Annotated in this window: 6 protein-coding genes and 1 pseudogene; 3 read left to right on the top strand and 4 right to left on the bottom strand. The window is 65.2% G+C overall.

The genetic code is table 11. From position 1 onward, the window contains the following. Positions 1-696: 696 nt before the first annotated feature. Entirely contained in the window at positions 697-837 is a 141-nt protein-coding gene (locus tag AW272_RS46380) for a hypothetical protein (protein ID WP_500780258.1), read from the bottom strand. Positions 838-927: 90 nt separating this feature from the next. On the opposite strand from AW272_RS46380, the gene AW272_RS40045 reads away from it, so the two are divergent. Then, positions 928-1,176 carry a hypothetical protein gene (locus AW272_RS40045; RefSeq protein ID WP_066376541.1) on the top strand — a complete coding sequence of 83 codons (249 nt, stop codon included), beginning with the start codon at positions 928-930 and terminating at the stop codon, positions 1,174-1,176. Between the two features lie 518 nt (positions 1,177-1,694). Here AW272_RS40045 and AW272_RS40040 read toward each other — a convergent pair. The 3 genes from AW272_RS40040 to AW272_RS40030 form a co-directional block, all read right to left on the bottom strand. Then, a complete protein-coding gene (locus AW272_RS40040) occupies positions 1,695-2,084 on the bottom strand; it encodes a VOC family protein (protein ID WP_066376539.1) in 390 nt (129 codons plus the stop codon). Between the two features lie 67 nt (positions 2,085-2,151). Continuing rightward, positions 2,152-2,940, bottom strand: a complete 789-nt coding sequence (locus tag AW272_RS40035) for a maleylpyruvate isomerase family mycothiol-dependent enzyme (RefSeq protein WP_066376536.1) — start codon at positions 2,938-2,940, stop codon at positions 2,152-2,154. A gap of 568 nt (positions 2,941-3,508) precedes the next feature. Beyond that, positions 3,509-3,817 (bottom strand): hypothetical protein, encoded by a 309-nt coding sequence (locus AW272_RS40030; protein ID WP_218011242.1) that lies wholly within the window; start codon positions 3,815-3,817, stop codon positions 3,509-3,511. 392 nt (positions 3,818-4,209) lie between these two features. Here AW272_RS40030 and AW272_RS40025 point away from each other — a divergent pair, with 392 nt between their 5' ends. Further along, positions 4,210-5,460 (top strand): hypothetical protein, encoded by a 1,251-nt coding sequence (locus tag AW272_RS40025; protein ID WP_066376531.1) that lies wholly within the window; start codon positions 4,210-4,212, stop codon positions 5,458-5,460. A 435-nt stretch (positions 5,461-5,895) separates the two neighbouring features. Beyond that, positions 5,896-6,420, top strand: a pseudogene (locus tag AW272_RS45475) (transposase); the annotation flags it as partial.

Raw genomic sequence — 6,420 nt, 5'->3', positions numbered from 1 at the left:
TTCCGGTTTTACGGTCTGCTTCGACAGCCAAATATGGCCGGGCAGGAGAACCTCAGCGCAGAGTCATGATCGTCGTGCCATTAGCCCTGGTGAGACGCGGCTCTCATGGTCTCTTCAGGGTAGAAGGGACCGTCGATCTCGATCATGCAGTTCGCTCTGTCCCTGGTCTCCAGGTACAGCAAGCCCTTGATCGAGCCTGACATGATCATGGTAGAGAAGCGGCCAGAACAATCTTGTTCGTATGCGAGATGCGTGCCAGAACAGGCGGGAGACCACGGTCACTCGCAAGGAAACAGGGGGACTCGCCTTACCCTGACCTGCACCCCTGTTTTCCCAGCTCAGGGCAGCAAGATCAGTCGATGTTTCCCAAGCTGACAGCGCGGGTTCGATTCCCGTCACCCGCTCTCGGCAAGCCTTGCTTGGCGCTTTTGCCGCCTTCGCGGGGCTCTTTTGTTTTCTGGGGGGCGACCCCCAGACCCCCGCTGCGAAGGGACTTCGTCCCCTCGCGCTCCCCCTCCCTGGTCCACTGTGGCGTCCCCGTCGTCGCTGGCGCAGTCGCTAGTCGGGTTGAAGGCGTAAACCGGCCGGCCCAACTTGGACGTCTCTCCAGATTGCCAGCGGAACAAGTGGCCGTTCGTCCACACCACCAGGCCGTACCAGACCGACAACAAGGCCACGGCCTCGCCGATGTGGCAGTCACCCACGATGTCGTGGGTCAACTCCAGGGTGATCTCCCGTACAAGAGCAGGAGTCCATAGTTGTGAACTTCCCCGTCCGCATGTGCCCGTCCGGGGCGGGATAACGGATCTGGAACCGGCCTGATGGAAGCTTGCGGATGTTGCCAAAGAGGTGGTGGTTGTCTCAGCCCCAGCCCACTGTCATGCATCAACCCGCCGATTATCTATGCGCGCGACATACGCTTGTTGTGTGGACTACATCCCGTCTCGTTACGACCAGGTCGACTTATCCGCACAGAAGAAGACCACAAAGGGAAACAAGGCGGTCGAGATCGGCGGCGCCATCATCGACTTACCCGCCACGGTCGGCGCGGGGATGCTGATCGGCGCGTGGAAGATATGGCAAGCGAAGGTACCGCGCCCTGTAAAGATCTTGCTTGTGGCCGTCCTATTTCCCGCGGGACTGTTCCTGCTTCTCCTGGACCTGGTCGCAGGGTAGGGAGCATGAGGAGCGCAGCCTGAGCTGTGAGGGTTGCAGTTCGCAGGGCCGCGATTCGGGTAGCGCGGCATCTGACCCTTCCTCCTGGCGTATGCCCTGGCACGGAAGCTCACGACGAACAACTCCAGCTCATGGACCGCTTCTATCTCCTCCTGAGCAGGGGGTTCGGACAACATGCCGCGTCTGGCCCCGTCTGGTTCCTGAAGCCTGATCTCGGCGCAGTACCCCAGAACTCTTCACGCGACACCCTGCGGGGAAGGGGTGCGCGCGGTGCGTCCAAGGCCGGCTGTGTGGCTTGATCCCCGTGCCATAAGCGTGCCATTGGCCATATGGATCAGCTGGCCTGGATGTGGATGGTGCGGTAGCGGCGGGCGGTGCGGACGAACTGCTTGATCGACCATCTGGTCCGGGCTTCGAGCCACCGACTGACCGCCAAGGTGGTGGACACGAGGCGTTCGGGAGGCTGTGATCCGCCGCCGGCATGGTGTCGCACGTGTCCGTCCCGGGGTCACGCGGTGTCAGCCGTCCCAGCGTTGAGCGTTGTCGTCGTTCAGGGAGCCAGGGGGCTGGGGGATGATGCAGAAGGGCAGTCCAGCGGGGTCCTCCATGACCTGCCAATGGTCGTTCACCAGCCGCATGGGTCGGGCACCAAGGGCCTCCAGGCGCGCGGTCTCCGCTTCCAGGTCGTCGGTGTGGATGTCGAGATGGACGCGCGCATGGCCTGTCCCGAGTCGCTGAACAAGCAGGGCGAAGACGTCACCGGGTAAGAAGGCGCCGTGGTACTCCGGGTACCGCTGGAACGGAGTCAGCGTCTGACCGGTCGCCTCCTGCCAGAACGTCAGTTCCTTGTCGTGATCGCCCTCGGGTACATCGATCACGACCTTGTAGAGCCTGCTGTAGTGCGTCATGTCCCCATCCTCGCCGCCGGATGGGTGCAGCGCTGGTGTTGCGGCCCTCGGGGAGCACCGTCACGTCCTACTCATCCGGGTCCCAGGCCAGGAGCAGGTCGAACAGACGTCGGCCGCCGTCGAGCTTCAGCGCGTCCACTGGAATACGTCCGTACATGGCGAGAACCAGCTCACCAGCCGCGCCCCGGGCGGAGGCGTCGGCCGTGTCCGGGGCCTCGCCGGCAGCGGTGCCGGGCGTGGGGAGACGGGTGATCCGTGCACCTTCGGCGGAGAGCGAGAGGCGCCAAGAGCGGCCCTCGGTAGCGTGGTAGTCGACGGCAGCGGGCTCGTGCGGCCAGGGGGCCGTCCCCGCGACGCAGGTGGACAGGAACTCGTCGACGCCGTCGAGTGCCACCTCGTCCGGCAGCGACTGCGGGGCGCCCAGGGCGACCTGCGCGTCGTAGGTGTGCATCGCGACCTCCTGGAGTTGGTGCCGGGCGACGGCACCGCAGGTCTGCGGCGACTGCGACGTACCCCACCACGTCCAGCAACCGCGATCCGGGCCGGCCTCCCGTAGTGCGTCCAGTAACTCCTGCGTCGATGCGGCAGACCAGGCCAGCAAGGCCTCGCGCTCCCGACGCGCAGCGGGGGCGCCATCCCACGCGGACTTGTCCAGGGCGGCAGGTCCTGCCGCGATGGTTGCGGCCCAGGAGCGGCGCCCCTCTCCTAGGTGCTGCACCAAATCGAACAGCGTCCACTCGGGGCAGGTCGGCACCTGGATGTCGAGGCTGGGCGCGGAGGCGACCGCAGCGCGAAAGGCGGTCGATCGTTCGTCAATCAGCCTCAGCAGATCGGGGAACTCCAGAGTGTTTTCCACTCCGGCTGTCTATCACCGTGCTCCGACATCCGGACATCCCACTCCAGCAGTCCAGTGACTGTTCAGTGCGATGTCGAACGTGCGTTGCCATTGCTCTGCAAGCAGGCTGTCGAGGATCTCTTAGCCCGACGCGCGATGCGCAACGATGTCTTGATTCACGGCAGGCCCTGGCAAACAGCGACGACCTTGAGCACCTGCCAGATGCATGCCAGATTGAACGGCGATCAGCGGGCACTCAGGGGAACTCACGGAGACTCGACCAGCGCTGAGCTGCACCCCTGTTTCCCAGCTCGGAGAGGGTAGATCACTAGTCGATTCCCAAGCTGACAGCGCGGGTTCGATTCCCGTCACCCGCTTTCGGCGAGCCTTGCTTGGCGCTTTTGGCGCCTTCGCGGGGCTCTTTTGTTTTCTGGGGGCGACCCCAGGCCCCCGCTGCGAAGGGGCTATTCGCCCCCTCTCGCTCCCTGGAGAGACCTCGCTTCGCTCGTTAGATCCGTTTCCCGTTACAGCTCCACCCGACCAACCCCGTCACCCGACTGCTGTGCCGACACGGTCATCAATCACTGTGCTATCCAGTCCCGGCGGGAACATCGGCATTCCCCCACCTCTTGCGGGTCAGCTCCCTCAGAGTCTCGCGGAGTTCTTCCGCGGGCTCCCCGAGAACGATCACGCTGAGCACCACCTCAAGCGTCAGGCTGTCGTACTCGTCGTCGTTGCTGCGATAGCGCTCCGGGTCGCGTTCCGCCACAGCCTCGGCGATCTGCCAGCCACCGCCATCAGCTGGGGCGAAGGTTGCCTCGAAGAGGCCGTTGCCCGCCCAACTTCGATGCAGGAAGACGACATTGCCCTCAGCGAAGACATCCCATCTCTCTTCCATGTCTCGGGAGCCGTAACCGAGCTGGATGCGCCCCCAGTCCCCATCCGACCAAATCCTGCGCGGCAAGAGCGGCATCACATGAGGGACGGAGATCCGCTGGATCCTGTCGGAGAACGAAGACCGGGTCACACGTCCGCTGGCTGGCATACCCGGATCTTAAGGAGGGTGCTACTCAAAGCGGCAGTCTCAGCTCGTCGTCAACGGCGGTGTTGAGGATACCGAGAACGAGGCGGTAGGCCTTCGCGATCATCGATGCGCCGGGGCCGTGCTCGGCCAGGCCGGCGCGCCAGACGCAGGCCTGACGGGACGTGATCTCCGCGACTCGGATTGTCAGTGCCCTGGGCCATACTCCGCCAAGCCGGCATGATCACTAACAAGGCGAAGGCGTTGACATGGCACAGTTGCTGCGGAGGCTCGACGACGAGGTCTACGTCGAGTACAACACGGTCGGACTTGATGGCACCGACCTGCCGGAGTTGAGCTCCCCCACCGACGAGATCTATCACTTCGTCGCGGCCGTGCGGCTGGAGTCCTGGGACGCTGAGCCGGGGCCCGCGGATGCCTCGTGGACGCCGGTCAGTTCGACGACGTTCGTCGCGGAGAGTGGCGTGGTCGCGGTCGTCACGATGATGGACGGCAGGGGGCATGATTTCCTGATCGGGCCGCCGCGTTTCGAGTACGGCTTGCACATGTACCTGCGTGAGCCCGAGCTGGGCGACGGGCATGCCACGGGTGAGTCCGACGAGGCATGGCTGCTGAGGTTCTGGCCGATCCGCGATGTGTTCGACCCGATCACGCACGCGGCGCCGTTCTCCTACATCACGCGCGGAGTGCTGTACTACTCGATCGACCTCGAGCCCGAACAGCTTGTGCAACCGCCGGCGCGACGGGAGGCGCCGGTGCCGGTCTCGGCGGTGGCGGACTGGGCTTCGCTGCGCGCGGACCCGGACCTGGACACCTTCGATGGCTGGGTGCGTAGATTGCGCAGCAAGGCGGAGGGCAGGGGCGTCACTGTTCACGAGTTGCTGCGCGCGGCCGGGATCGACATCGAGGACGGCGTGGATCTCACCCCAGCCTCCTGCACCCCGCCGCAGGCGCGTGCTGGACGGTTCAAGGATCCGCTGATCGACCACTACTACGCCGAGCAGGCGCAACGGGGCTCGTTGTCTCAGCAAGACCTCGGCGAGGATCGGCTGCGCGAGTACGCCGACGGCGAGCGCATCGCCAAGGAGTTGTGCCGCGGCGGCACCCGGACGTTCTCTGTACCCGTCGAAGGCCGTGGCGCCTGGCATGTACCAGCGGGTGTCAGCCGTCGCGTATGGCGGTGGGAGGACGACATGCTCGGCGGCGAACTCATGGACGAGGGGCTGACAGTGGACCGGCAGGTCCTGGCCAGGAACCCGTGGACCAGGCAGATCCTCGTCTCCGGCATCGTCACGGTCCTGCGCCGCGATCACGGCAGGCGCGGCTGCGGCGACACCGTCTGGCACTTGGTGCGCGACGCCGAGCCGCACGAGGCGGCCAGGGTCCTGTGCGCGGAAGCCACCTGGGAGGAGGACCCGGATCAGCGTCGGGCCTTGGACGAGGTGGCCAGGGAGAAGTTGATCGACCTGCGGGCCACCTACAGGAGCCGGGAGAGGTGAGGGCCGGGCATCGTCGGGCGGCGAGGGCGGGCTGGGCGACTGATGGTGACAAGAAGCCTCGGGCGGGGGCACTCCGGCTCTAGGAAGATCGCTGTGCTGAGAGCAGAGCCGCAGGCGCTAACGAGGAAGCCGACGGTGTACGGGAACTGCGTGTTGCTCTCGACCGGACGACCTGGCGATTGACCTTTTGGAAGCCGTCCAACAAAGTGATTGTGGTCCTCACGGTCACAAGACACAGGACGGAACGCAGATCACCGACATCGACCGGGCGATCGCCGCCAAGTAGCGGTGCGAGGCAGAGCACGGCCTCACCGTCACGCATGTATTCGAGAGGAGGACGTGATGAGTCACAGCCGTTGGGAAACCGGGGCCTCACCCCTGAGTGTGGACACCTTGGAGACTGGATCTTGAGGTCCAGGGGAAGAGATGTCACTGATGGCCCTGAAGAACTACCCGGAGGAGTTCAAGGCCGACGCTGTGGCCTTGTATCTGTCTGACCCGTCCAAGACCTACAAGCAGGTCGCTGAGGACTTGGGGATCAACCGGGCGACGCTGCGGGAGTGGGTGCTGGCCGCCCAGCGCAACGGCACCGCGGGTCCCAAGCGGCGCGGGACCGGGAAGCCGGCCGCCGGCGGCCAGGTAGCCTCACCCGACGTGTTGGAAGAGGAGAACAGGCAGCTCAAAGCCCGGATCGAGGAGCTGGAGCTGGAACGGGACATCCTGCGCAAGGCGGCCAAGTTTTTCGCGGGCGAGACGAACTGGTGAGCCGCTTCGAGTTCGTCGACGATCACAAGCACGCCTTCGGCGTGAAGCGGCTGTGCCGGGTGCTGGACGTGGCCCGCTCCTCGTTCTACCGGTGGCTGAAGGCCGCCCCGGCCCGGGTGGCCCGCCGCCGGGCCGACGACGCGCTCGCAGCGCGGATCAGTGAGATCCATAAGGCCGAGGACGGCACTTACGGGT

The sequence above is a fragment of the Herbidospora mongoliensis genome, assembly GCF_001570545.1.
Taxonomy (GTDB): domain Bacteria; phylum Actinomycetota; class Actinomycetes; order Streptosporangiales; family Streptosporangiaceae; genus Herbidospora; species Herbidospora mongoliensis.
The sequence above is the reverse complement of the archived record's forward strand: the minus strand, read 5'-3'. Positions and strand labels throughout refer to the sequence as shown.